The sequence below is a fragment of the Eggerthella lenta DSM 2243 genome (assembly GCF_000024265.1).
Lineage (GTDB): Bacteria > Actinomycetota > Coriobacteriia > Coriobacteriales > Eggerthellaceae > Eggerthella > Eggerthella lenta.
In genome coordinates, this window is sequence record NC_013204.1 from 3455207 (window position 1) to 3480118 (window position 24912).

Below are 24912 nucleotides of genomic sequence, written 5' to 3' on the forward strand. Positions count from 1 at the left end.
CGCGGTTTTTCTCGGTCGAAACCTTCTGCCCTAACCGTACATTCGTGCCACATTTTGAGAACCGAACCGCGAAACCCCCGCTCGAACCACCGTCGTCGAACGGGCGCTTACCGCATTCGCCAGACGTCCACGCCATCCGCCTCACCTCCCGACTTCGCCGCTCGCGGCTTACGACCAGTACGGGGCGTAGCGTTCGGGGAGGCCTTCGAGGGGCACGCGCACCTCGACGAGCGAGATGCCCGGCACGCCAAGCGCTTCGTCGTAGGCCGCGTCGAACTCGGCCACGGTTTCCACCAGGCGGTGCGGTACGCCGAACGCCTGGGCGGCGGCGCCGAACTCCACGTCCTGGGGCGTGAGGAACAGCCGCTCGAAGTACGCGTCTTCCGAGCGTTGGGGCAGCATGTCGAAGATGCCGCCGCCGTTGTTGTTCAGCAGCACGATGACGATGCTGCGATCCAGGCCGCCCGACGCGCGCTGCACGCGCAGCTCGCGCTGCAACGCCAGCGCGTTCAGGTCGTGCAGCAGCGTCAAGTCGCCCGTGAGCAGGGTCGTTTGCTCGAAATGCTGCGCGGCGCCCAGCGCCGTGGACACGGTTCCGTCGATGCCGTTCAGCCCGCGGTTGCACAGCACCGTCAGCCGCCTGCCGCCCTTCGCATAGAACGTGTCGAGGGCGCGCACGCTCATGGAGTTCGCCGCGAACAGGCACGACCCCTCCGGGGCGCGCTCGGCCACGCGGCGCACGAACGCGCCTTCGAACCCGGCTTCCACCGCATCCACCGCATCGACGCGCGCGCCGGCTGCGGCGTTCGCCTCCAACCACGCCGCCGCGAAAGCACTCTGCCGGTCGTCAGCGGCATCTTCGCCGCCGAGGCTCTGCTTTGCCGCCAGCATCGTTTGCGAGAAATCGAGCGGCGTACAGCGCAGGTGCACGTCGGTGGCGCAGTTGAAATCGCGCGTCTCGAGCGGATCCACCACGATGTTGATCGCGCCCGCGTTCGCCAAAAACGCGGTGGCGCGCTTCGACACCGGATAACGGCCGAAGCGGATGACCGCCTCGGGAACCAGCGCATCGGCTGGAGCGCCTAGCACGGTGTCGTACCGGTCGATGACCAGCGGGTCGGCGGCGGTGCGCAAGCCCGAAAGCGGATCGGCCAGCAGCGGGTACTCGAACGACTCGGCCCAGGCCAACAGCGCACCCATCTCGTCCGTCGTCGCGCACGACCCCTCGCCCGCCGCCACCAGCACCCGACGACCGCGCAGCAGTTCGAGCACGCGAGCGGAATCCATCGGATCGAGGTAAGTCGACGGATGGATGAGGCGCAGATCGGACGGCGCATTCAACGCGCTTCGGCCGGTTTCGAACAGCCCTTCGACCCGCAGGTCGGGCTTGAGCGGTTCGTCGAACGGGAAGTTGAAGTGCACGGGCCCGCCCAGGCACGCGCCTGCGATGCGCGGCGCGCCCTCGCCGTCCGTCGCGCGCCCGGCCGCCTCCCCGCCTGCGGCGATGCGCGCCTCGCGCGCAGCTTGGCGCGCGAACGCGATGGCGGCCGCATCGGCAGCGGGCTCGGGCATGTTGCGGAACGCGCGCACGTGCGAGCCGTACGCGTTCAACTGGTCGCACGTTTGCGGCGCGCCCAAGCCTTGCAGTCGCGCCGGACGGTCGCCCGTCAGCACGATGAGCGGCACGCGTGACGACTCGGCCTCCAACACGGCCGGGTAGTAGTTCGCCACCGCGGTGCCGGATGTGCAGATGACGGCCGCCGGTTGCCCACTCGCCTTCGCCAGCCCCAATGCGAAGAACGCGGCGCCGCGCTCGTCCACGTCCACGAACAACCGAAGACGATCGGGGAAGCGGCGCGACAGCTCGTAGGCCGTCATGGCCAGCGGCGTCGAGCGCGACCCGGGGCTGACCACCACGTCGTGCACGCCCCATCGTTCCAGCTCGTCGAAGAACGCGCCCAGGAACAGGGCGCTGGCTGTAGGATCGGCCCTCATCGCGCACCCCCATCACTCGTATGTCGCCGGTCGTTCGTAACGTCAGCGAGGGTTTCCGCAGTGCCCAAGCTGGGGTCGATGGCGGGGGCGTGGCGCGCCTCGCAGGAAGTCCCCGCAGGGGATACTTTGGTACGCGAGTCTTCGTCAGCGGCCACAGATCGGGTGCTGCGGGAAGCCGCAGCGTCGACTCGTTCCGTCGGCTGACAAGCCGACGGAACCTCCCCGCCGTCGAACGCCGACAGGACCGTCTTCAGCTTCATGCCGATTTCGTCGTACTCGTCGTCGGCCACGCTGCCCTCGACGATGCCGCAGCCGGCGTACACCCAGCCCACCTCGCCGTCGAACACGCCGGTGCGCAGCGCCACGGAAAACTCGCCGTTGCCCGCGCCGTCCACGTAGCCGCAGGCGCCCGCGAAGAACCCGCGGTTGTACGCTTCGATGCTCCTGATCAGCATCTGCGCCTCGCCCACCGGCGTGCCCGCCACGGCGGGCGTGGGATGCAGATCGTCCTTCATCGTTCCCAGGTCGACGCCTTCCAGCATGCGCGCGCGGGCGGGCGTGCACAGGTGCTGTACGTGGGTGAGCGGCAGGATGCCCGGCTGGGCGGGCACGTCGACGTCGTAGCATGTGCGGTTGAACACCTCTCGAATGAACCGCACCACGTGGTCGTGCTCGGCGCGGTTCTTCGCGTCGGCCATCAGCTCGTCGGCCAACCGCGCGCGCTCTTCCTCGGTGGCGCCGGCGGGACACGTGCCTGCCAGGCACATGCTCTCCACCTCGTTGCCGCGCTTGCGTACCAGCAGCTCGGGCGTGCAGCCGCAGAAGAACACGTCGGCGTAGCGGTACAGCAGCACGGTGCCGCGCGCCGAGCCGTCGATGAGGTTCACCAACAGGTCCTTCGACGAGAACGGCTCCAGCGCCTCGAGGCGCTGGCGGCGCGACAGCACCACCTTGCTGATGCGCCCCCGCCCGATGGCGTCGAGCGCCGCTTCCACGTTCGCGCGCCACGCGTCACGCGAGTCGGGCTCCAGCTTGAACGGGATGGTGCGGCGGTTGCGGCGCGGCGCAGCGGCGGCTTGGCGGGCGAACCGCGCGATGCGGCCAGGATAGACCGGGCTCAACGAGTTCACCTGCAAATACGCGCCGCGATCGTCCTCGACGAGGATCACTTCGGGCAGCATGAACTTCAAGCGGGGAAATGCCTCGAACAGCTCGTCGGTCGGCGACGGGTTCTCGGCGTCGAAACGGTTGAACGAGAAGAAGACGGGCTGCTGGCCGACGGGGCCTTCGAGCTCGCATTCGATGCCGTCGAGCGCAGGCAGCGCAATGCAGCGCCCCATGCCCATGAAGCGGACGGGGCGGTCTTTGCGATAGTAGACGAACTGGTCGGTGAAACCCTTCTGCAGCGCGCAATACGCATCGACGATGTCGGCCTCGATCGGTTGCGTGTATGAAAAGATTCTCGTCATCGTGGCCTCTCCCGCCTTCGTCGCCTTGCTCCCGGCGCGCCGAATCGTCAACGATTTCCGCGCCCGCATCGCATTCTAGCACGACGTCTTCTACACTATTCCTGTCCGACGGCGGACGCACGCATCCTCGCCCGCAAGCACGCAAGAAAGGCACACTATGAAAAAGTTCTTCGAGGAGTTCAAGGAGTTCATCAATCAGGGCAACGTCATGGACCTGGCCGTAGCGGTGGTCATCGGCACGGCATTCACGGCCATCGTGAACTCGGTGGTGAGCGACCTCATCATGCCGTTGATCTCGCTGGTCACGGGCGGTATCGATTTCTCGGACATGAAGATACCCCTGGGCACGGGGCCCGATGCAGCCGCGTTCACCTACGGCAATTTCATCAACGCGGTCATCCAGTTCCTCATCATCGCGCTGGTGGTGTTCCTCATCGTGAAGGCCCTCAGCCGGGCGCGCATGCTGACGCGCCGGGGCAAGCATATCGAAGAGCAGGATGCCCCGAAATGCCCCTTCTGCCTCGAGGAAGTGAACGAGGGCGCCACCCGCTGCCCGCACTGCACCGCCGAGCTGCCCGCCCCCGCCACGACGACCCCGAAAGCGGGAGGCAAAGCGTAGGGCGTCTCAACGGACAGGCTCCTCATCTTCCTCGTCGGTCACGGCGCGCAGGATGAAGAATCCCGCGATACCGGCGATCAGCGATGCCGCCAGGATAGCCGCTTTCGCCATGGCGATCATGTTCGGGTCGACGAACGCGAGGTTCGTCACGAAGATGGCCATGGTGAAGCCCACGCCGCCCAGAACCGACACGCCTCCGATATGGCCCCAGTTCACGCCCTGCGGCAGGTCGGACAGCTTCAGCTTCACCGTGAGCCACGTGGCTAAAAAGATGCCCAGCGGCTTGCCGAACAGCAGGCCGCAGAACACGCCGATGGTCACCGGGTTCGTGACGATGGACAGCAGGTCCATGCCCGTCAGCACCACGCTGGCGTTCGAGAATGCGAACAGCGGCAGGATGAAGAAGTACACGGGAATGTGCAGGCGATGGTCGAGGCGCGTGATGGGCGGGATGGACAGGCGCGACACGCGGCCGATCTCGGCCACCTCGGACAGGTACTCCTTCTGCACGATGTCGGGCTCGCCGGGGTCGTAGCGATCGTCGGCGCGGCGCGCGCGGGCGGCAAACCAGCCGGGAGCACGATCGAGCTTCACCTGCGAGCGCGCGGGGATGGCAAGCGCCAGCAGCACGCCGGCGATGGTGGCGTGCACGCCCGACATGAGGAAGCACACCCACATCCCCAGGCCCACGACGATGTACGGCAGCAGGTCGTAGATGTGCAGCCGGTTGAACACGATGAGCACGGCGAACAGGCCCAAGCCCCCGGCCAGCCACGTCACGTCGAGGTTCGCGGTGTAGAATACGGCGATCACCATGATGGCGATGATGTCGTCGGCGATGGTGAGCGTCGAGAGGAACGAGCGCAGTCCCGCCGGGATGCGGCTTCCCAACAGCGCGAGAATGCCCAGGCAGAACGCGATATCGTTCGCCATGGGAACGCCCCAGCCCTGCTCGAACCCGCTGCCGACGTTCACCGCCGTGTACACGAGCGCAGGCACGATGGCGCCGCCCGCCGCGCCCAAGATGGGCAGCAGCGCCTTGCGCGGGTTCTTCAGCTCGCCCGCCGTCATCTCGAACTTGATCTCAAGGCCTACCAGCAGGAAGAAGATAGCCATGAGGAAGTCGTTGATGAAGTGCTCCAGCGAGAGGCGCGGTGCAAAATCGCCCAGCGAGATGCCGATGTCGAACGTGTGCCAGAACTCAGCGAAATACGGCAGCACCGGCGTGTTCTCGATGACGAGCGCCGCCACGGCCGCGGCCAGCATGAGCATGGTCGCGCGCGTGGACGAGTGGGTGAATTCGAGCAGCTTGCGCTTGCGCCGATGATGGCGACGCACTTCCGGCTCGAGGATGCGCTCGGTGGGCGCGCAGGTGGGATCGCCGCTCAGACAGGCGGGTGGCGCCTCGTCGTGCGGGGTACGGTCGGGGCGGGCAGGCAGCCGGCAGCCTTCACGCTGCGACGCCCGGTCAAGCTGCGCAGGCGCTTGACGGCGTTCGCGAACCTCGGTAACCTCGCGTCCTTCACGCGATGAGCGACTTTCTGATTCGGATGTGATTTTCTCAGATGGCATGAATACAGTATACGAAACGGGCTGCGGCCTCGCGGTCACAGCCCGGTAACGCGCGGAAGATTTTACAATGCAGCGTTAACAGCCGTTCGCGCACGCGAATGCGCGGTCGTCACGACAAACGCCGTGCTTGACGCGGTCGGATTCCTCGGAGGTTTTCGCATCGTTCCAGCGATCCATCGTTCCCACGAGATACCCCGTGATGCGACGGATGCGATCGAACGGCACCGGCGCCAGCTCGTAGCGGATGTCCACGTCCTCGCCGTCCACCAGCAGCGCGAGGCCGGTAACGGCGCTGTTCGGATGCTTCAGCGCGCCGCGCTCGAGGTAGGCGCGGATCTCCGTTTCGGTGACGTGCTGGTCGCCTTCGTTGGCATAGCCCACCAGCACGTCCACGCCGTCGACGGTCAGCCGCTCGTTGACCACCATGTCGCCCATCGCGTTCGCCACGCCCATAACCGCTTCCATGCCCCGCTCCTTACCGCGTTTGTTGCTCGGTCTTATATGTTATTGCAATAGTATCATTTATGGAAGGCGCGCGCCAGAGGAGGGAGGGAGCGATCTTGCAACATGGTCGGCCGGTCGGGGAGCGGCTGCGCATGGCGTTCGCTTCGGCGGGTGCATTATCGGCCCAAAGACACGGTTTTCGCGGGAATTCCGTGTCTTTGGGCCGATAATGCGTTCCGCCGTCCGCAAGATGGGCAGATGCGCGATTGGACTGCTCTATGCTTCCCCGTCGGACTGCGAGGGCTTGCGCTCGTGCGTTTCGTTGGAATGCGAAACGGACGGGGTGTCCGCGTCCGCGCCTGCCCCGGTTTCAGCCGCGCCCGCCGACTGCGCCAAGCGGGCTTGCATCGCCGCGACGAGGTGGGATGCGGCTTCGGCCTTACGCTCGGAGTCGCGATTGTAGCGAGCTACGTTAATGAGACAGACGACCATGGCGGCATGCACGAGCAGGGCGACGCTCGCCGCGAGTAATGCGAAAAGCAAGAGGGGGAGCGTCCCGTAGACGTTCCAGACGTTCGCCATCAGCCCCCATAGGTTCAGGGTATCGGCCAAAGCAATAGCTCCGGGACTGGCGAAGAAGAGGGATGCGCACAGCAGGACGAGCCCGCCGACGGCGCTGCGCTTCCCTTCCTTCCGTGCGGCGACCCTTTGGTCGTCCGTGTAGAAGTCCTCGATGTACGGGTGCCGCCGCCGGAACGACCCATGCACGGCGAACGCGCGGATCAGCAAGGCGAAGCCCACCGTGGCGCACGCGAAGTACGCGATGTACGGGCGCGCGCCGGGATTGGCTCCGTTCATGTTCGAGAAGGCGATGGCCACGCCGAATCCCGCGACGAACATCGCGAGGCCCGCCGGCACCGTCCACGCTCGGCGGCGCATGTGCTCGTCGTAGCCGCAGGCGTCGACGGGCGGCGCGTCCTCGGGCAGCGATCGCGTCGGGTCGGGCGCGCGGCCGGTTAGGTCGCCCCGCACCAGATCGTCCAGCGTGCATTCGAACAGATCGCACAGCTTGAGCAGCTTATCCATTTCGGGATAGCTTTTCTCGGCCTCCCACTTCGCCACCGACTGCCGGCTGACGCCGACGAGCATCGCAAGCTCGGACTGGGTCATGTTGCGCGTGTCGCGCAGGTGCTGAAGATTGTCCCTGAAGCTCATGGTCGATCTCCTCTCGCAGGGTGCGTCCGGCTGTTCCTTCGACTTGCATCATGCACCGAAACGGCGGTTACCTCAACCTCGGGATGCTTTTTCGCGGCATCCGCTGCCAACCGGCGGTTGTCACCGCAGGTCAACGTCTGAAGAGCAGATCGTCTGATGACAAAAACGTACGGATGTTTCACGTGAAACACAGGAAGCCCCTCGAATGCACTCTGCGACATGGAAAGGACCCGATCCGGGTTGGCGCATGAAAACTGGGCGCTTTCGCACAAAAAGGCACGGTATGCGACGTCTTGCTGGAAACGACTTTTCGAACGGTTTCGTTTGTTTTGGAAAACGCCTGATCGAGATTGTAGTGCTTGGAGGAACGAGGGAAGCTTCTTCGACAGCATGGTCTGAAAAGCGCTTTTTGATCCTTCGAACGTCGCACGTCGCGGATTTTAGTGCATTGGAGAGGACATCGCATGCAAGGAGCATGCTAGAAAGGGAAACACGAGTTCCGTACAAATGTTTCACGTGAAACATTTCGGCTGGGGGCCGGAGCGAAATTGGTCGTGAGGCGATGGACGCGGGGGGCGTTGCGGCTTCGGCGGGTGCATTATCGGCCCAAAGACACGGTTTTCGCGGGAATTCCGTGCCTTTGGGCCGATAATGTGCTCCTCCGTCCGCAAGACGAGCAGATGCGCGATGTTGCGACGCGGGGCAACCGGCGCGGGACGCCACACGGGGCGGCGTTGCCGATTGCGCACAAGGCGGCTTCGTGCGAAGCAGGATCGACGTGGCTGGTTGAGCGCAAGGCGCCTTCATGCAAAGCGGGGCCGCCCTTTCGGACGGCCCCGCCGAGGTGCGCGATTGCGCGGCTACGCGGATCGCGTCAACCTTACAGCTTGAAGTCCTCGTCGCCGTTGAAGACGTCGAGGGCGTCCTCCACGGAGTAGTCGGCCAGCGTGATGGCGCTGATGGCCTTCGTCAGGCGGACGGCCTCGTCCAGCGAGCGCTGGTGGATGTTGCGGCCGGTGGCGTTGCCCACGGCGCCGCCCGTGTGGATCTGGTCGTACAGCTGCGTGAGGAACGTCTCGGCGTCCACCGTCGAGCCGCCGGCGCACACGAGGCCCGTGCGGCCGGACGCCATCGTGGCGACCTTGAGCGCCTCGGCCGGCGAAGAGCCGTCCTCGGGCTTCGGCGGGTTCACCTTCACGAAGTCGGCGCCGAGGCACAGGGCCACGCCCGCCGCGCCCGCGATGAGCGCCGGATCCTTCTCGGCCTTGACGGCCTTGCCGCGGGGGTAGATCCACAGCACGACCAGCAGGCCGTTGGCGTGGGCCTGGGCGATGAGCTCGCCGGCCTCGGCCATCATGGTGGACTCGTACTCGCTGCCCAGGTAGATGGTGTAGCCGATGCCCACGATGTTCACGCCCGCCTCGCGCATGGCCAGCACGGCGTCCAGATCGTAGAGCTGCGGCGAATAGGGGTCGTCCTGGCTGCCGCCCACGATGTTGGTCTTGGAGTTCATCTTCACGAGGTAGTTGATCTCGGGATAGTCGGCGGCGTATTGCGCGATGAGCCCGCGCTGGCCGGCCAACACGCCGCACACGCCCTGGCGCCCGATCTCGAAGAGGTGCTGCGGCTCGGCATCGGCGATGTCGATGCCCTCGCCGTAGAAGTCCTTGTTGAGGTGCTCGATCTTCTGATCGCACGCGAACAGCATGAGACGGCCCGTTCCGCGCGTCGCCTTCATGAAGTTCTCGATGTACTCGTCACGGGATTCCGGCATGACGTCGGCCGGCACCCTCACCTGGTCACGAGTGATTTTGGGCATGGTTTCCTCCTTATAGGATCCAACTCAACGGATGAGGCTCAGAGCCTTATCGATACGGTCATTCTAGCGAAAAAGCGAGGCGGGACGCGCCGTTTCACCGAAAAACCCCGCGAACGAGCCACCGATTCGCGCGAAGCGCGGGCAGGCGGTAGGCGGAGGAGGCGCAACGGCGAACAAGCGGCACCCGACGGACAGTGCGCGAAGCGAGAACCCGGATGTTTCACGTGAAACATCCGGTCGCGCGAAGCGCGAACAGGGCGGGAGCGAAGCGACCCGCCCATGCGCCCGAAGGGCGCATAAGAAGCTCGCAGGTGGCCGCGCAGGAGCGAAGCGACCTGCGCCTCGCGCGGAGCGCGAGCACGCGCTCGCAGGTTGGCGCAGTGAGCCAGCGAGGGCGGCCGTGGCGGCCGCCCTCTACGGGGACTTGCTTCGCGACACAGCGTCGGCAAGTTCCGGCGGCCGGGAGGCCGCCGGAACCAAACTAGAACCACTCGCGCTTGTTCAGCACGTAGATCTGCTCGAATTCAGTCTGGGACTTCGTGAGGTACAGGATGCCCTCGATGATGGCGATGACCCAGATCACCCATGATGCCAGCGAGAACGTCAGCACGCCGCCGATGATGGTGACAGCCAGCATGATGAAACCGGCGGTGTTGTAGCCCAGGTAGAACTTGTGGATGCCGAACGCGCCCAGGAAGATGGCCAGCAAACCGGCGGCCACGTGATCCTTCGTCGTGACCATAGGCTGGCTGTACGGCTGCTGGTAGTACGGTTGCTGATAGCCGTAGTACGGCTGCTGCGGAGGCACGGCTCCGGGGCCGGCATGCGGCGGTGTCTGCGGCGCGCCGTATCCGGGAGGAGCGTAATAGCCTGACGCAGGCTGGCCGGGAGCAGGAGGCGCACCCGCAGGCTGCGTGTAAGAAGCGGTGGAAGCAGAGGCGGCAGCCGGAGCCTGGGGCTGGGGCTGAGCCGGGGTAGCCTGCGGTGCAGCCGTAGGCGGAATCGCCTGAGCCGTCGAGTACGGAACCCACTCGGGCTCGGGTTCGGCAGCCTTGGCGGGCTCGGCAGGAGCCGCAGAAGGAGCCGCCGCAGAAGCCTCGGAAGCATCCTCCGTCGACGCATCCGTCGATGCGTCGCTCGGCGCCTCTTCCTTATCCTCGGACCCGGCATCGCACGAGACGACCGCCACATCCTCGACCACGACGGCTTCCACTTCGCCCGTCGCTTCGTCGACGACCACGGCTGCAACCGTCTCCTTTTCAACGTCGCATGCATCGTCGGACGTCGTCGCGGCAAGCTTCGCCTTCGCGGCTTCCAGTTTCTCCTGAGCGGCTTTGAGCTCCGCTTCAGCAGCGGCAACCTCGTCCGCTGCGCTATTCAAAGGTTCGTTGGTGGCCATGATGGACCCACCTCTCATTCTACAAATTGCGTCGATGTCCTGTACCGCCATAGTAGTGCGCGCCGTCGCATCCAAGGAGGTTTCGTCACAATACCGTCAACGACGTTCAGTATTTCTTAAGATTTGCGCATGGGCCGAAGAAAAGCCTGATCGCGTTAGCTGTCTTTATGCGAATGCTTCTCGAGCATTTTCATGATGCGCTCGCGAAAAACGATGCCCAACACGGCGATGACGGCCGCCACCGCGAAGATGATCGCGCTTTCCATAAGGCGTCCGTCAGCCAGCCCGTCGGCGGCGTAGGTGGACACCACGATGCCCGGAATGCGCCCCACGTTGGAGAGCAGCAAAAATGTGCGCATTCGCATGTCCGTGAGCGGCACGAGGTACGTGAACACGTCTTTCGGCAGACCCGGGATCAAAAACAGGATGAACACGATGATGTTCAGCTTGCCGGTTTTCTCGAACTTGCGGAACTTTTCGAGGTACTGCACGGGCACCATGCTCTGCACGAACGGCGCCCCCAGCTTGCGCACCAGCGCGAAGATGAACGCGCTGGAAATGACGCACCCTGCCAGAATGACCAGCGCGCCGATCCAGGGGCCGTACAGCAGGCCCGCCGCGATCTGCACCACCTCGCCGGGAATGAACGCCACGACGATCTGCAGAAACTGAAGTCCCAGCAGTATGAGGAACCCCACGGGACCCGCGCCGCGCACGTCGTTGATGATGCGGTCGAGGCCGCCCGGCTCGAACAACTCGTGGAAGTACGGCCATAGCATCACCACGATCAGCACCATGATGGCGAAGAACGCGATGAGCCCGACGAACTTGAAAATGTCGGCCTTCTCCATCTTATGGCCGCGCACCTCTACCTCTTGCTCGGCTTTTTCGTGCAGCTTGTCCTTCAGCTTGTCAGTCATCGTGGCGAGCCTTGTCGTACTCCTCTTTGAAGGCCGCGAACATGTTCTTCTTGGGCGCGGGCTTCTTGGCGGTCGTCTTCTTCTTGGGCGCGGTCGACGCGGGCTTCGCAGGCGCGGAAACGCCCTCGTCTTCCGCCTCGTCCGTCACGGCCAGAGCCTGGTCGTCGGAACCGGGCTTGACACCGCGCGCCTTGTCGTACTCCTCCTTGAACCCGGAGAACATCCCCTTCGTGGCGGCGATCTGCTTGCCCGTGGCGTACGCGCCCTTGTTCACCACTTCGCCGGTTTTCTTGGCGGCCTCGCTGACCACCGGCTTCGCCCTGTCCACCGTGGTGTGCACCTTGTCGACGGCGACGGCCGTGACCGCGCCGGCCTTCTCGGCCACGCCGCCCTCGGCAACCAGGTCCTTCGCGGCGTCGTCAACCAGCATCGCACCCAGCACCACTTCGTCGGTTTCGCGCCCCTCGGAGCCCACCTGCGCCAGCGCGGCACCCATTCCGCGGCGGAACCCCTTGACGAGGTCGGCCGGAATAGTGCGCTTGCCCAACAGTGCGTTGGCGGTGGCGCCCGAATCGGTGTCGAACGTGTCCACCATACCGGTGATGCGGTTGAAGGTGACGTTGCCCACCATGCCCAGCGAAGTACCGTCTTCGGTCATGACCGGCAGCCCCACCCACAGCACGCAATCGTCCCAGTTGACGCCCAGCGCCTTGCATGCGGCGCGGTCCGTGGCCTCGGGCACGTTGCGGATGGCGATGCGGCCGTCCACGATGTCGTAACCCTCGATGGATACGAACTTGTCCTTGCGGCGGAACATCCACAGCAGATCGGGGCGCTTCACGATGAAGCCGACGCAGCGCTTCTCTTTCGGGTGGAACACGAAACGGCGCACCTTGCCGATGCGCTTCGTACCGTTCTTGCCGCCCACGACGCGGACGCCCGTGAGCTCATGCGTAGTGATGAGTTTGCTTGCCATGGCCTTCTTCTCCACTCGACAACCTGCGCATTTGCCGCGGATGGAACCGCAACCCCCCAGCGCCGTTGCCCTGTCGGACAGTCAGGAAGCGGCGAGAGGGGCGGGGCTTGCGCCCACGTCGACCAACTCGCCGCTTCATGATAGATGCGTATGCTACTTGTCGTCGCCGGAGATCTTGTCGGCAGCGTCCTCGGCCTTGTCCTTCACGGCATCGGCCGCGCTCTGCGCCTTGTCCTCGGCCTTGTCGACGGCCTCGTGCGCCGTGTCGGCCGCGACAGGAATGGTGTCGCTCACCGCGTCGTGCGCCTGCTCGGCGTTCTTGGCCACCTGCGAGGCGATGCGCTGGCGCGCCGCTTCGATCTTGTCGCGAAGCTCGTCGTTCTTCTGCGAGAACGCCGGCTTGATGTTGTCGGCGGCTTCCTGCACGCGCTGCGTGGCCTGGCCGTACAGCTCTTGACCCTTGGCGGCCACGTCCTGCACGACTTCCTGACCCTTGGACGCGGCATCCTGATACGCGTGCTGCATGTTGGCGCCGGCCTGAGAGCCCAGCTCCTGCGCCTCGCCCCATGCCGCGCTCATCTTATCGGTGACCATAGCGCGCGTTTCCTGACCAGACCGGGGGGCGTACAGCAGCGCGACAACCGCACCGGCCAACCCACCAGCCAAAAAAGCTCCAAATTTGTTGCCCATGACGGCCTCCTTCGGGATGTTTGCCTGTTCGTTCATTATAGGGGCATCCGCGCAGCCCCATGCGCGAAAACATGAGCGCTCTATGATTCAGTTGCTGTTTCGTTGCCGACCGAACAGACGCGAAGACGGGCCGCCGGCCTACGACCCGTGAATCGCATACTGCGCTCTCGCCGCAAGCGGTTACCGCGCATATTGGCTGACCAGTTCGTTGAGGACGCCGGACAGCGACAAACCGGAGGCTTCGCAGGCGAGGGAGAACGGCGAAGATTCGGCCAGGGAGGGCGACACGTCCACCTCCAGGACGCGCGCCTGGGCTCCGTCCCAGACAAGATCAACGCGGGCGAGGTCGCGCACCTGATAGGCACGGCACACTTCCAAGGCGGCGCGCTCGATTTCGGCACGGATGGCCTGGGCATCGGCCTCGTCGTTCGACAACGAGGCGGGGCGCACAGGTGCGAACAGCTCGACCGCGCCCGGCGTGCGACAGGCGACCGTATCGCAGAAGCCCTCCTTCGCCACGATCTCCACCGGCGGCAGCGCGTAGGCATCCCAGCCGGAGCCCAGCACCGGCACGGTTACCTCAACGCCGTCGATCCACTGCTCGATGATGACGGCGTCGTCGAACGACAGCGCATCGGACACGGCTTCGCCCAGCTGGTCGACGGAATCAACGCGGCGCACGCCCGAAGCCGAAACGCCGTGCGCAGGCTTCACCGCCACGGGATACCCGCCGATCACGCGGTCTTCCACCAGGTCAAACGCCGTCGCAGCGCCCATGCTCTCGAACGCCTCGCGCGCGATGCAGACGCCCTGCGGCCAGGAAGCCGTCGGCTCATCGCCGGTGATGGCGCGGTAGGCCGCCATCTCGGAGCCGAGGGAGGATTTGTCCCAAGCGCGCCGGCACACGCTGGACGGCGATCCGACGAAGGGCACGCCCACGAATTCGAGCAGGCTCTGGACGGTTCCGTCCTCGCCGAGCTTGCCGTGCAGGGCGTTGAAGCACACGTCGGGACGCTCGACGCGCAGGGCGGAAACGAGGTCGGACGAAGCATCCAACAGCACCGTCCTATGGCCCGCCTCTTCAAGAGCTGCGCACACGTTCTTGGCGCTGGCCAGGGATAACTCGCGCTCGGTCGAGCTGCCGCCCGTCAACACTGCTACCTTCATGATGATGCTCCTTCTGCCGTCCACACAAGAGCGGCTAGCGTACCATCGCATCGCCGAGGAAGGCAATCGCATCGCGAAAAGCGCGCAAAGCGACCAGATCGTCGAGGAAGCTCACCTCGATGCGCGCGCGGCCCGCCGCCTCGTCCGTCCACTCGGTGGTGCCCACGAACACGGCATCGAGAGCGGCGCCGGCATCGGCGTAAGCGGCGGCCGAACCGGCTTCCGCGCCGTCGCCCCTGCGCACGGCCGCCCGCGTTTGAAAATCGATGACCAGGTGCTCCAACAGATGCGGCAGCGACGTGTGGTCCATGACGGCGGCGAAAGTGTCGCCCTCGTCGTTCACGCAGGCATGGCGCGGCACGTGCGGATGGGCCGCGCGAACGCGCGCCGCAAGCTCTGGCGTCGTGCGGCGCGGGACGCCGGGCGCCAGAACCACGTCGCACACCACGCGGTCGGCGCGCACCGTGAGCCGCTCGATGACAAGCGGGGCTGTGCCCTGCGCGCTCACGCGGGCAGGTCGCTCACATCGAACACGCCGCGCGTGCCGGATGCGGCAGCATCGTCGTTCTTGTCGACGGCGTCGGAGGCGCTGCCGCCTTCGTCTGCGGCTTCACTTGCAGAGGCGTCTTCCGGCCCAGAAGCGGAATCGGATTCCGGCTTCTGCCGATCGCCCGGGTCGGGCTCGGGCGCAGCCTCCGGCTCGGGTTCCGCCGCAGGCTCGGGCTCAGGCTCAGGCGCCACCGGCTCGCCCCTCTGCGGCGTAGCCTCCGCATCGTGCGACAGGCGGTCGAGCACCGTGTATCCAGCTCCCGACGGAGGTTCCTCCTGCGGCTGGCCCTGAATCGCGCGCACGAGCTGGTCGAACTGCCAGGCGATGTCGTCCGCCAGCGTAGAGAGCCATGTGTACCCGCTTCCATCGGAAATCACCAGCTGAGAGCGGTCGAGCGAGAAACGATAGCGGCCGGAGCCCTCCATGTTCCCGAACGTGTACGAGATGGTCTTCGCGTCCGTGTCCAGCTTGTACGACCAGCTCACATCTTCGGTCAGCTTGATAGTTTCGCCGTCGATGACCACGACGGCCGTGGTGCCGTGAGTTTGCCATTCGCCCTGGAACTCGGCTGCATCGTCGTAGCGCAGCCAACGGTCCCACGAGAACCCGCCCACGATCAGCAGGACGACCAGCAGCACCGAGCCGGCCACAACAAGCGGCCAGCGCTTTTTGCGCGGCTTCGCTTCCGCACGCTCGCGCCGACGCTTCCCGCGCTCGGCCTCGGTCGACGCTTCGGCCCCATCGTCTTTCGCAGCGTCATCGACGATTGCCGCCGCGTCCTCCTTCAACCTGGCGGCCGCCTTCGCCCTGACCTTTGCAGCGCGCGACGTCTGCTCGAGGGGCGTCTGCCCCTCATTCTCCTCAACGTGAGGCGTCCCGGCCGCTCGCGGCTTCGGTTTCGCAGGCGGCACGTCGGTGCGCTTCCGCGGCGCGACGCGGCCGGACGCCCCTGGCTTCGAGGCGTCCGTCGCGGGTGCGGCAGCGGTATTCGGTTTGCTGGTTCGTTTACGCTTCGTTGCCACGCTTGAAGGTTCCCTGGTTCTTTTCGATAGCTTCGCCTGCCGTTATTCCGGCGCGATGACCTCGACGCCGCCCATGTAGGGCACCAGCACGTCGGGCACGCGCACGGTGCCGTCGGGCTGCTGGTAGTTCTCGATGACGGCGGCCATGGTGCGACCCACCGCCAGGCCGGAGCCGTTCAGCGTGTGGACGTAGCGCGAGCCCTTGAAGTTCTCGGGGTCGCGGTACTTGATGTTCGCACGACGCGCCTGGAAGTCCGTGCAGTTCGAGCACGAGGAGATCTCCTTGTAGCCGTTGTACGACGGCAGCCACACCTCGAGGTCATACGTCTTGGCGGCGGAGAACCCGATGTCGCCCGTGCACAGGCTGATCACGCGGTACGGCAGGCCCAGCAGCTGCAGGATGTTCTCGGCGTCGGCCACCATGGCCTCCAGGTCGTCGAAGCTCTCCTCGGGCTTGGCGTACTTCACCATCTCCACCTTGTCGAACTGGTGCACGCGGATGAGCCCGCGCGTGTCGCGGCCGGCGCTGCCCGCCTCCTCGCGGAAGCACGGCGTGAACGCGCAGTACTTCAGCGGCAGCTGGCCGGCGTCCAGAACCTCGCCGGCGTGGATGTTCGTCAGCTGCACCTCGGCCGTGGGGATGAGGTACAGGCCCTCGGTGGTGTGGAACAGGTCTTCCTCGAACTTCGGCAGCTGGCCGGTGCCGGTGAGCGTCTCGGCGTTGGCCATGGCCGGGCACCACCATTCCTTGTAGCCGCGCGACGCGTGCGTGTCGGCCATGAAGTTGATGAGGGCGCGCTCCAGACGGGCGCCCAGGCCGCCCAGCAGGATGAAGCGGCTGGCGGCTAGCTTCACCGCCCGCTCGAAGTCGATGATGCCCAGCTCGGGGCCCAGATCCCAGTGCGGCTTCATCTCGAAGCCCTCGGCGGCGAAGTCGCGCGGCGCGCCCCAGCGGCGCACTTCGGGGTTGTCGTCCTCGTCGTCGCCCACCGGCGTGGAATCGGCCGGCATGTTCGGCGTGCGCAGCAGCACCTCGCGCAGGGCCTCGTCGGCCGCTTCGCGATCTTTGCCGATGACGGCCAGCTCGTCGTTGATGGCGCGCACGCGCTGCTTGGCGGCTTCGGCCTCGTCCTTCTGGCCGGCGGCCATCATCTGGCCGATCGACTTCGACGTGGCGTTGCGCTCGGCCTGCAGCGCCTCCTCCTTCGCGATGGCGGCGCGGCGAGTCTCGTCGAGCTCGGAGAAGCGCGCCGCGTCCCACGAAGCATGGCGGTTCTTCATCGCCTCGGCGACGGCTTCTTGGTTGTCGCGGACGAACTTGATGTCGAGCATAGTCGCGCTCCTTCACGATGGGAAACAATAGTGCCTTTAGTATACCTCACGGGCGGCGCACCTCGTCGTTCCTTCACGCACCCGGCATGTTCCGTCGGGCGGCCAGCCGACGCCCTTATCCTTCATAGCGCTTTCGCACGTACTTGATGAGGGTGGCCAGCACGCGGCGCATGTCGATGGGCTTCGACAGATGCGCGTTCATGCCGCTGGCCAACGAGGCGCTCACGTCTTCGGCGAAGGCGTTGGCCGACATCGCGATGATGGGCACGGCATCCGCATCTTCGCGATCGAGCTCGCGGATGCACCGCGTGGCCTCGTAGCCGTTCATGTTGGGCATCTGCACATCCATGAGAACCGCGTCGAAGTAGCCTATCTTCGACGCCTCGAACATGACGCACGCCTCGGCTCCGTCCCCCGCTCGCTCCACTACCAGCCCCGCTTCCGCCAGCAGTTCGCAGGCTATCTCGGCGTTGAGGTCGTTGTCTTCGGCCAGCAGAACGCGCAGCCCCTCGAACTCGGTGCGGTCGAGCGCACGCGGCGCGCCCGGCATAGGGGCTTCGTAAGCCGAAACGGGACGGCTCGCCAGCCGATCGCGCGCGCCGAGGGATCGCAGCGCCGCCGCGCTCGCAGCATCGAGTTCGAGGGGCTGCGCATCGTCCGCCTCGGCGCCCTCGCCCTCCTCGAACACGATGCGCTCCGCCTCTAATGCGATACGCAGGTTGAACGTCACCGTGAACGTAGTGCCCTGCCCTTTCGTCGACTCGACGGCGATATCGCCCGCCATCATGGTGACGATGTTCTTCACGATGGGCATGCCGAGGCCCGTGCCCTGCTCGCGCGAGCGTCCCTCCATGCTGAACGGCTCGAAAATATGCTCCTTGAACTCCTCTGACATGCCTATGCCGTTGTCGGATACCGTGAACTTCACCTGGCGATACCCCATGGCGGCACCCTTCGCCACCGTGGTCTCGAACCGAACGCAGCCGCCGCAGGGCGTGTACTTCACGGCATTCGTCAACAAGTTCAGCAACAGTTGCTTGATGCGCCGCGCATCGCCCACGAACACGGCATCGGCGCATGGCGGAGTTGTCACGACGAATTCCTGGGCGCGCTGTTCGCACTGCACGCGAACGGCGGATGCCACGTGCGACAGCACGGCGCTGAGACGGAAAGGCTCGCTGGCCAGGGTCATCTTGCCGTTCTCGATTTTCGAGATGTCCAGCACGTCGTTGATCAGCCCGAGCAGATGGTCAGATGCGTCTCCTATCTTTTTCAGCGTCTCGGCAACTTTCTCGCGATCGTCCGGATTGCTCCGCGCAAGCTGCAGCGTTCCCAGAATCACGTTCATAGGCGTGCGGATCTCGTGGCTCATGCGCGAGAGGAACTCGGACTTTGCAGCATTCGCCGCCTCGGCAACGTCCATCGCATCCTTCATGGACAATTGGATCTCCTTGTCGGCCGTCACGTCGCGCATGACCACGAGCAGCTGCGGCTTATCTTCGAACGTCAGCCGCTTGACCGAGTAAGAAGCCCAGCATTCTTTGCCGGTCTGCTTGCTGCGGAACGAGAACTCCCCTTGCTCGAAGCCCTTCGTCTCGTCCTTCCTAATGCGATCGAACAGAGCCACGCCCTCGGGAGAAAGCCCTATGGTGGCCGCCAACCGCTCGTTTTGCAGAAAGGCGTCAAGGCGATAGCCGATGATGCGTTCGGCCTTCGCCACAATGGGAGTGACCTTGCCGTCGGTGGGCGAATAGAGGTTCACCGCCATATCGATGCTGTCGGACAGCGCCTCGTACAACTGGCCGAGCATGGCGACGTTCTGTTCGCGCAGGCGGCGGCGGTACGCGCCGAACACCAACAGCGCCACCACCACAAGGCAGGCGAAGATGATGGCGAACACCGCTTCGAACGTGGTGGTGACCACGGCAGCTTCGGCACGCACGTTCTCGACGGGCACCACGTTGCACACGTACCAATACCCGTTGTCGACCGGCGCGACGCACACATAACTGGATTTGCCGTCTACCGTGGCCGTGAGCAGCCCCGTCTGCTTGTTCGCCACAACGTCGCGCAGCGTGGAAAGGTCGCTCCGCGAGCGCGACTGCATGAACTGCAAGGCAGCTTCGGTTGAGACCGCGGCATCGGTGTTCGAGGCCGGCTCGCTGTACTGAGACGCCCGGTCAAGGAAGTCGTACAGCGACGTGCCGATGAACACCGGCGTCTTGGTTTCGCCCGTGGGAGGCACCAGCACCTCGCCGGTGGAACCCTCGAACAACATGAAGTAGCCGCGGCCGTCGAACATATCCAGCTGACGGGACATAGAGAACAAGCTTAACGGCACCTGCACGTACAGGGCTCCGACTTGCTGCCCATCGATATAAAGCGGCGTTTGGGCGAGACGCACGCGGGCGCCCGCCTCGTTGGCGAACGTGGCAGAGTACGAACTGCGACCCTCGGACAAAGCCGTTTCGGGCTGAGCCAGCTCGTCGACGGAAAATGCGGAGCCATCCGCGCGAACGCCTCGACCGTCCATCCCGGCAAACGTCGCATTCGCAAAGCCGTGGTGCTCCTGGAAGCTGCTGAGAGCCGGCGCAACCAACGCAGGATCGGTAGTCTGCACGGTAAACGCGCCGATGGCGTTCTGCGACATGTACATGCGGTCGGTTACGTTGCTGGCGGATTGCTCGGTGAACGTGACCACCTGCTGCTCGGCGCTCTGATTGAGCTTCTTGTCGATAAAAGACGTTAATCCGAGCACAGCAGAAACAATCGCCGCCACAATGGCGACGATTGCGATTGATGCCGTTATGCGTCGTTTGCGTTTGCGCTTGTCTTTGCCCATGGCGTGTTGGTGCTTGCCCTTCTTCAGCGCGCGTAAAGAATAAAGGAATATCCAAGCCTACCCGTACCGGATCGGCTCGACATAGTATACTCTAACGCTGAACTGCAAACACTCTGTGGCAATGGTGATGTCACGAGTTAGAGTAACGAGGTAACCATGGATTTCGGTGCGTTGTACGATTTTCTCTTCAACACCTACGCCGGCATCGGATGCCTGGTGGGAATCGGTTTGGTCGTAAGTTTGATCGCGTGCGTCATCATGGAGCGCCGCACGCGCAAAACGTTCGTCAATCACGAGCCTGACGAGGACGATTGGTCCTTTTTCGATGACGACGAAGACGACAAGTAACGTCTTCGCGTTCGTGCCGAACGGCGACCAGACGATGAGGATCGCCTTTTGAAAAGCTCCTTGCACGTACGCGCGATCACTGCTTTCGAGTCTCGCCGCGCGCAGCTTTTCAGCTGCGCGCTCCTGTTTTCAAGCCGTCAATTCTCCCGCACACTCAAACCATATAATTGAACCTCATCGCCTCTTGACAACCCGGAAAGGAAGTACTTCCATGAACGAAGCCGAAACGCATCTCTACCAGCGCGAAGGAGCGTACATCCCCCGCGTCGCCGCCGTGCATGATCTGTGCGGCTACGGCAAGTGCTCGCTGGGAGTTGCCATTCCCGTGCTGTCCGCCGCCGGCTGCGACGTATGCCCCGTGCCGACGGGCTTGTTCTCGTCGCACACCGCCTTCCCCGGCTGGTACATGCACGACACCACCGAGATCCTAGCCGACTACCTGAACGCATGGAAGGGCATCGGCGTGGAGATAGATGCCGTGTACTCCGGTTTCTTGGGCGCACCCGAGCAGGTGGATCGCATTCGCGATCTGTACGCTATGTATCCGAACGCTTTGCGCGTGGTAGATCCCGTGATGGCCGACCACGGCAAGGTCTACCCCACGTATACGCCCGAGCTGTGCTCCGCCATGGCCGAGCTGGCTTGCGGCGCCGACATCCTCACACCGAACCTCACCGAAGCCGCCATCATCCTGGGCGAGCCCATCGGCGAAGATTGGGGCGGCACCGACATCTCCGACGAAGAAGCGCACCGCCTGGTAGATGCCCTCGTGGCGAAGGGAGCGAAGCACGTGGTGCTCAAGGGCATCCAGCGCGAGGGCGAGTCCTGCATCCGCAACTTCGTGGGCGGCAAGGACTGCGAGGCGTTCGAAGCGCATAACGAATACCTGCCCTACATGTTGCACGGCACGGGCGACTTGTACGCGTCATGCCTGATGGCCGCCGTGATGGCCGGTCGCTCGCTGCAGGAGGCCGTCGCGTTCGCAGGCGACTTCGTGCACGACGCCATGCTGGTGAGCGCCGAACAGCCCGACTTCAAAGACCGCGGCGTCAGCTTCGAGCCGCTGCTGGGCAAGGTGTGCGAGCTGCTGTAGGAGACGCACGCAACCTGTCAACGCGTTGCCGAAACGGCCGGCCTTTGCGGCGAAACCGCACGTTTCGGGCACGACGCATCCTCCAAGATGTCCTCCGATGGGGTCGGGCGAGAAGGCGACCGCCCGACCACCTTCTCTTCTTCTACAGCTTGAACCCCAGCGATTCCAGCACGTACTTGGGAACCATGAAGCGGACGGTCTTCTGGGGGTCCACCATCTGGCACACTTGCACGTCGGCCACCAGCGACAGCAGCATGACCAGCTCGGCCTCGTCGACGCCGGTGCGGTCGTGCAGCAGATCCACCATCTCGTGCACGGCGCGATCGGCCGCTGCGTCGAGAGACTCGGCGGACGCGATGATGCCGAGGTGCGTGCCGTTCTCGATAAGCGGATCAACCAGGTGCAGGTCGGGCAGCGCAGTGAGCGTGACCGTAGCGTAGCCGGCCACCTCGGCGCCCGACACGCTAATCTCGCCATCGCCCATCGCCGCGTGCATGTCGCCGCAGCCGAACAGCGCGCCCTCCACCGCCACGGGGAAGTACAGCGTCGCGCCCGTGGTGATGGCGGTGTTGTCCATGTTGCCGCCGTGGCTGCCGGGCGTTCCGCAGTTCACCGGATCGCCCGCCGGGGCCACGCCGATGACGCCGATCATGGGGTTAAGCGGGATGGACAGCTGGTCGTTCCACACTAGCTTGTCGCCGTCGATAGCGCACAGGTGCGTGCTCCACGCGTCGAAGCGGTCGCCGCACACGCCCTCGTCCTTGCCCGTGCACGACGCGGTTTGCGGGTCGAGCTCGATGTTCTCGATGGTCACCTTCAGCGCGCCGCCGGGCACCGCGCCCTCCACGAACACGGGGCCGGTTGCCGGGTTGATGCGATCCCAGTCGATCTCGTCCAGCTCGTCCTCGGGCGTCTGCACCTGGTTGCCGAAGCAGTCCTGCGTGCGGATGCGCACCGTCTCGCCCGATGCCACCGTCAGCGCCGGCTCCAAATCGCGCGCGAACGCGAACAGCACGCGCTCGTCGTTAAGTTCCTGCATGAGGCCACCCTTTCTACAAGATTGTGCTGAGGTTAATAGTACTACGGAGGGGGCCGGCTCGGCAGCATCTCTTGTGTCGGATTCTTGCTCGAAAAATACGACGAGCAATCAAGCGGGGGGGGGGGGACCGCTTTCGCGAGTTTACGCTTCGCCCTCGTAATCTTCCTCGTAGTAATCCGGCTCGGGGACGAGGACGCACATGAGCAGCATCGCCACGATGGGAACGAGCGTGAACACGAGGTTGTTGAAGGACGGCATCCAGGTTGCTTGCCCCGACGCGACCCAAGCGGCCAGGACGATGCCCGCCAGCAGCAGAGCGCTCGCCACGAGCGTGCCCAGCACGGCGAACGCACGCGTCGGGCGCAGGCGGAAGGCCGACAGCGCACCCGTAGCCGCAATCCAGCTGATCACGATGCACCACAGCGCCGGCTGCATCAACAGACTGCCGATGCTGGCCTGCACGTCGAGCCCCGCAGAGAACTGCCAGTTCGTCAGCGCGTCCCAACCAAGCAGGCTGTGCGACCCGCATGCGGCCAACATCACGCTGACCACCAGCGAGAACGCCAGCGCTCCGAACGCGCGCGCAGGCGGCAGGCAGAACCCGGCCACGAGCGGCGTCAGCTGGTTGCAGCCGAACGCCCCGGCAAGCGGCGGCACGAGCGTCGCGTTCGCATCGGCGTCGCCCAAACGCCCGGTGAAGTACCACCAGGCCGCCGTCGCCGCCAGCAGAACGCATCCTGCGGCGGGAGCGTTTCCGGCGATGAGCGCCGCCGATAACGCGAAGTATGCCAACAGCGCGCCGAGATGCGGCTTCAACGCTCCCGCCAACGTCACGAGCGCGAACAGCCCCCAGAACAGCGGGTTGGCGAATCCGCTGGTCTGCGGCAGATTCGCGAACGCCACGAACGCGACCGCCCCGCTGCCCAGCGCGCCCGCCGCATGCGCCGCCACCGTGCGCTGCAGCGGCGTGATGCGCTCGCGGAGCGGCACATACGGAACAGGTGGCGCGGTCTCGGTTTCCTCTTCCTCCTCATCGTCGGCGTGACCGACGATGACGGAGAGCTCGCGCACGCCGCGCTTCGGATCGCCCAGGAACGGCTCCAGCTCCTCCGCGAAATCGGCGACCGTCGCGTAGCGCTCTTCCCGGTCGGGGTCGAGCGCGAAGAAGATCACGTCGTCGACGGCGGGGTCCAGCTCGTCCCAGCACAGCGACGGCAGCACCAGCTCCGCATCTTCGATAACAGCTTCAGCGCGCTCGAGATCGGGTGCCAGAAACGGGTTCTCGCCCGCCAGCATCTCGTACGTCAGCGACGCCAACGCCCATTCGTCGCAGCGCACGTCGAGGTTCTCCTGGCGCATCTGCTCCAGGGGCATGTACCCGATGGTTCCTCCGCCGGCCGCGCCGTAGCCGGACGCGTCGGCCAGCGTGGCCAGGCCGAAATCGGTGACTTTCACCTGGCCTTGATGGTTGATCAGCACGTTGTCGGGCTTGATGTCGAGGTGCAGCACCTGGTTGGCGTGCGCCACCTCCAACGCGTGAGACACCGACGCGAACACGGCAGCCACCACATCCAATGTGAGACGGTCGGCGTGACGATGCAGCAGCTCGGTGAGCGTGACGCCTTCGACGTACTCCATGATGAGGTAGGCGGTGGACTCCTGCACCTCGAAATCGTACACCGCGACGATGCTCGCATCCGACAGCATTGCCGCGGTGCGCGCCTCGTCCAAGCCGGGAACGTGCGCGAGAGAATGTACCAGCGGCCCGTCGCCTACCAGGTCAAACACCGAAGTCGCATCCCCTTCGGCTTCGTCGGCATCGTTGAAAACGGGATCGTCTTCCCAGGGAAGCGGCTCGTGCTGCGGCGCGCGCTGCGCGACGGCGTTCGCCCCTGGAAGCGCCGCGCGCGCGGCGTCCACCTCATCCAGCTCGATGCATTTGATGGCCACCTTGCGTTGGATGCGCGTGTCCCACGCCACCCGCACGGTGCCGAAGCCGCCGGCTTTCGCTTCGCCGATGGGTCGATACCGGTTCAATATGAGCTGTCGATCGCGTGCCATGCGCCTATTATAGGGCAGGCGGCCGCAGATGCCCACGCGAGCTGCCGCAACGCATGCCTTGCGCAAAAACCTTAACCCCTATGTGCAGCAAAATCGAGTTTTTGGCAGTGATCGCTCGCATTCGCCGGCTCCAAAAGCACGCGGAAGAGCCCTGGCAAGCCGTCAGCGAAAGAAACCGCAGGTCGCGTTTTGCCCATGTCGCTTGAGAATCAAGCAAGACTGCCAAAAGCTCGATTTTGCTGCACATAGCGCTGAAGAATTATGCGACAGCGAGGGCGACAAGCAGCGAGCAGCGAGCAGCGAGCACATCATAGCGCAAGCAACTGCGCCTCGCTCCGCC

20 protein-coding genes are annotated in these 24912 nt (G+C 64.9%); 3 read left to right on the forward strand and 17 right to left on the reverse strand.

Features of this window, described 5'->3' with window-relative positions:
* Window positions 1–168 precede the first annotated feature (168 nt).
* Both menD and ELEN_RS14920 read right to left on the reverse strand, forming a co-directional pair.
* The gene (menD, locus tag ELEN_RS14915; RefSeq protein ID WP_009608428.1) at window positions 169–1995 is read right to left on the reverse strand and encodes a 2-succinyl-5-enolpyruvyl-6-hydroxy-3-cyclohexene-1-carboxylic-acid synthase; all 1827 of its coding nucleotides are present in this window, start codon (window positions 1993–1995) and stop codon (window positions 169–171) included.
* Complete coding sequence (locus tag ELEN_RS14920) at window positions 1992–3464, reverse strand: isochorismate synthase (protein ID WP_015761490.1); 1473 nt, start codon at window positions 3462–3464, stop codon at window positions 1992–1994. The genes menD and ELEN_RS14920 overlap by 4 nt, the downstream gene beginning before the upstream one ends.
* Window positions 3465–3621: 157 nt before the next feature.
* Here ELEN_RS14920 and mscL point away from each other — a divergent pair, with 157 nt between their 5' ends.
* Window positions 3622–4083: a large conductance mechanosensitive channel protein MscL gene (gene mscL / locus ELEN_RS14925; protein ID WP_015761491.1), complete on the forward strand. Its 462-nt coding sequence runs from the start codon at window positions 3622–3624 to the stop codon at window positions 4081–4083.
* A gap of 6 nt (window positions 4084–4089) precedes the next feature.
* On the opposite strand, the gene nhaA is transcribed toward mscL, so the two are convergent.
* The 13 genes from nhaA to ELEN_RS14990 form a co-directional block, all read right to left on the reverse strand.
* Entirely contained in the window at window positions 4090–5655 is a 1566-nt protein-coding gene (gene nhaA, locus ELEN_RS14930; protein ID WP_035584609.1) for a Na+/H+ antiporter NhaA, read from the reverse strand.
* Between the two features lie 75 nt (window positions 5656–5730).
* The gene (gene nrdD / locus ELEN_RS14935) at window positions 5731–6120 is read right to left on the reverse strand and encodes an anaerobic ribonucleoside-triphosphate reductase (protein WP_009305337.1); all 390 of its coding nucleotides are present in this window, start codon (window positions 6118–6120) and stop codon (window positions 5731–5733) included.
* Window positions 6121–6375: 255 nt separating this feature from the next.
* Window positions 6376–7314: a helix-turn-helix transcriptional regulator gene (locus tag ELEN_RS14940; protein ID WP_015761493.1), complete on the reverse strand. Its 939-nt coding sequence runs from the start codon at window positions 7312–7314 to the stop codon at window positions 6376–6378.
* A gap of 880 nt (window positions 7315–8194) precedes the next feature.
* Window positions 8195–9133, reverse strand: a complete 939-nt coding sequence (locus tag ELEN_RS14945; protein WP_009305338.1) for a beta/alpha barrel domain-containing protein — start codon at window positions 9131–9133, stop codon at window positions 8195–8197.
* 481 nt (window positions 9134–9614) lie between these two features.
* Entirely contained in the window at window positions 9615–10532 is a 918-nt protein-coding gene (locus tag ELEN_RS14950; RefSeq protein ID WP_009608499.1) for a TM2 domain-containing protein, read from the reverse strand.
* A gap of 155 nt (window positions 10533–10687) precedes the next feature.
* A complete protein-coding gene (locus ELEN_RS14955) occupies window positions 10688–11452 on the reverse strand; it encodes a TVP38/TMEM64 family protein (RefSeq protein ID WP_009608475.1) in 765 nt (254 codons plus the stop codon).
* Window positions 11445–12428, reverse strand: a complete 984-nt coding sequence (locus tag ELEN_RS14960; RefSeq protein ID WP_009305341.1) for a PRC-barrel domain-containing protein — start codon at window positions 12426–12428, stop codon at window positions 11445–11447. The genes ELEN_RS14955 and ELEN_RS14960 overlap by 8 nt, the downstream gene beginning before the upstream one ends.
* A gap of 153 nt (window positions 12429–12581) precedes the next feature.
* Complete coding sequence (locus ELEN_RS14965; RefSeq protein WP_015761495.1) at window positions 12582–13118, reverse strand: YtxH domain-containing protein; 537 nt, start codon at window positions 13116–13118, stop codon at window positions 12582–12584.
* Between the two features lie 180 nt (window positions 13119–13298).
* Window positions 13299–14285: a D-alanine--D-alanine ligase family protein gene (locus ELEN_RS14970; protein WP_009608495.1), complete on the reverse strand. Its 987-nt coding sequence runs from the start codon at window positions 14283–14285 to the stop codon at window positions 13299–13301.
* A gap of 34 nt (window positions 14286–14319) precedes the next feature.
* Complete coding sequence (locus ELEN_RS14975) at window positions 14320–14793, reverse strand: hypothetical protein (protein WP_009305344.1); 474 nt, start codon at window positions 14791–14793, stop codon at window positions 14320–14322.
* Window positions 14790–15623 carry a hypothetical protein gene (locus ELEN_RS14980; protein ID WP_009305345.1) on the reverse strand — a complete coding sequence of 278 codons (834 nt, stop codon included), beginning with the start codon at window positions 15621–15623 and terminating at the stop codon, window positions 14790–14792. Before ELEN_RS14980 ends, ELEN_RS14975 begins: the two co-directional genes overlap by 4 nt.
* 276 nt (window positions 15624–15899) lie before the next feature.
* Window positions 15900–17189 (reverse strand): serine--tRNA ligase, encoded by a 1290-nt coding sequence (gene serS / locus ELEN_RS14985; protein WP_009305347.1) that lies wholly within the window; start codon window positions 17187–17189, stop codon window positions 15900–15902.
* A gap of 115 nt (window positions 17190–17304) precedes the next feature.
* Window positions 17305–19947, reverse strand: coding sequence for a PAS domain-containing hybrid sensor histidine kinase/response regulator (locus tag ELEN_RS14990; RefSeq protein ID WP_226844320.1), 2643 nt, complete (start codon window positions 19945–19947; stop codon window positions 17305–17307).
* 240 nt (window positions 19948–20187) lie between these two features.
* Here ELEN_RS14990 and ELEN_RS14995 point away from each other — a divergent pair, with 240 nt between their 5' ends.
* Together ELEN_RS14995 and ELEN_RS15000 are read left to right on the forward strand one after the other, a co-directional pair.
* Window positions 20188–20379 carry a DUF6724 family protein gene (locus ELEN_RS14995; RefSeq protein WP_009305350.1) on the forward strand — a complete coding sequence of 64 codons (192 nt, stop codon included), beginning with the start codon at window positions 20188–20190 and terminating at the stop codon, window positions 20377–20379.
* Between the two features lie 211 nt (window positions 20380–20590).
* Window positions 20591–21472, forward strand: coding sequence for a PfkB family carbohydrate kinase (locus tag ELEN_RS15000; RefSeq protein ID WP_015761496.1), 882 nt, complete (start codon window positions 20591–20593; stop codon window positions 21470–21472).
* A gap of 142 nt (window positions 21473–21614) precedes the next feature.
* Here the strand turns inward: ELEN_RS15000 and ELEN_RS15005 are convergent, their stop codons facing one another.
* Together ELEN_RS15005 and ELEN_RS15010 are read right to left on the reverse strand one after the other, a co-directional pair.
* Complete coding sequence (locus tag ELEN_RS15005) at window positions 21615–22511, reverse strand: acetamidase/formamidase family protein (protein ID WP_009305352.1); 897 nt, start codon at window positions 22509–22511, stop codon at window positions 21615–21617.
* A gap of 141 nt (window positions 22512–22652) precedes the next feature.
* Window positions 22653–24572, reverse strand: coding sequence for a serine/threonine-protein kinase (locus tag ELEN_RS15010; RefSeq protein ID WP_081434225.1), 1920 nt, complete (start codon window positions 24570–24572; stop codon window positions 22653–22655).
* Window positions 24573–24912 lie beyond the last annotated feature (340 nt).